We start from the raw sequence: 1014 nt of genomic DNA, 5'->3' as shown, positions 1-1014 counted from the left end.
CGCCGGCACTGGAGCGCCGAGCACAGTAATCTTCCCCGCATCAGGCGATGTCATGCCGAGGACCATACGCGCAATCGTGCTTTTGCCCGCGCCGTTCGGTCCCAAGAGCCCGAAGCATTCCCCCGCCGCAACGCGGAACGACAGCCTGTCGACAACGAGCTTGTCATAAGTTTTGCTTACGTCAGTAAGGTCGATCGCTATCATGGACATGGGTTCATTTTACCGAGAGGGACGACAAAACTGGCGGTTGCTTGGTTCCCTGCCGACCTGAAACTGTGACTCGTCTTCGCCATCCCCGCCGTCGATAACGAACTGATCGACATCACAAGGATCTAGCCGCTGCTCAGCTAAAGCGGCGACAATTGCGTCGAGATTATCGATGGATTGGTAACGCGGATCGTTGTGCCGCTTTTCCTGGTCATCGCAGAAGACGAGCCGTCCATCCTCGACCAGGGCGATCGCCCCATCATGGGTCAGCTTGGTACCACAGATGCGCATAGTGTCTCCATGTTAACGGCGATAGATTCGAGATTCATCAGGAAGCGGAAATCGGGTTCCGGAAACGGACGAGCAAGCAGTCTTCGTTGACGGACTCGCCCCGACACTCAAGCCGCTCTACCTCGATCAACGTTTCGTTCAGCATGGCGATGACCGGCTCAGCACCAGCGGCGTGACCCCAGCGACGGCAATTAGCATCCCTTGCCGATCCGAAGATCAGATGCCCGCCTGGCGCAAGCACCCGCACCAGGTTTTTGACGGCCGCGCGCATCTCGGCTATGTCTCCGAGGTAGTAGAGGACCTCCGCCACAACGATCACGTCAAACAACTCGTCGGTCGAAAACTGTTGAACATCGCAGACTATCCAGTTGATGCGCGACGGCTCCTTTATCCGTTGACGTGCTCGAGCAATCGCTTGCGCCACGACATCGATGACGGTGAGCCCTTGGCAGTAGGGGACTAGTTTTTCCGTGAATGCGCCGGCAGCGCACCCGACTTCGAGGGCATTTGTAATGG

At 57.4% G+C, this 1014-nt stretch carries 2 protein-coding genes and 1 pseudogene; all 3 read right to left on the bottom strand.

Going from position 1 to position 1014, the window contains the following annotated elements; translation table 11 throughout:
- On the bottom strand, positions 1-210 hold a 210-nt coding region (locus NKH35_RS31835), incomplete at its 3' end, for an ATP-binding cassette domain-containing protein (protein WP_352917581.1).
- Positions 211-264: 54 nt separating this feature from the next.
- A pseudogene (locus tag NKH35_RS31830) lies at positions 265-498 on the bottom strand (carbamoyltransferase N-terminal domain-containing protein); the annotation flags it as partial.
- Between the two features lie 37 nt (positions 499-535).
- Positions 536-1014: SAM-dependent methyltransferase (locus NKH35_RS31825; protein WP_352917580.1), on the bottom strand; the 479-nt coding region annotated here is incomplete at its 5' end.

It is taken from the genome of Mesorhizobium sp. M1143 (genome assembly GCF_040318435.1).
Classification (GTDB): domain Bacteria; phylum Pseudomonadota; class Alphaproteobacteria; order Rhizobiales; family Rhizobiaceae; genus Mesorhizobium.
The sequence above is the reverse complement of the archived record's forward strand: the minus strand, read 5'-3'. Positions and strand labels throughout refer to the sequence as shown.